This is a genomic window from Burkholderia sp. 3C (assembly GCF_054589155.1).
The window spans coordinates 1-344 of sequence record NZ_BAAILN010000078.1; the positions used below are offsets into that span (position 1 = coordinate 1).

The following is a 344-nucleotide window of genomic DNA, read 5'->3' on the forward strand; positions in this document are numbered from 1 at the left end:
GATCTTCAGCGAGAACGCCGAGGCGCCCGCGATGATCAGCTTCGGCTTGGTTTCGTGCGCGCGCTTTTCCAGTGCTTCGTAATCGATGTCTTCGATCGCGTCCAGGCCGTAGCTGACCACGTTGAACCACTTGCCCGACATGTTCAGCGCCATGCCGTGCGTCAGGTGGCCGCCTTCGGCCAGGCTCAGGCCCATGATCGTGTCGCCCGGCTTCAGCACCGCGAAGAACACGCCCTGGTTCGCCTGCGAACCCGAGTTCGGCTGCACGTTCGCCGCTTCCGCGCCGAACAGCGCCTTCACGCGGTCGATCGCCAGTTGCTCGACCACGTCCACGTTCTCGCAGC

At 64.2% G+C, this 344-nt stretch carries 1 pseudogene; it reads right to left on the minus strand.

What is annotated here, in order from left to right:
- A pseudogene (gene glyA, locus ACYP33_RS14250) lies at nt 1–344 on the minus strand (serine hydroxymethyltransferase); the annotation flags it as partial.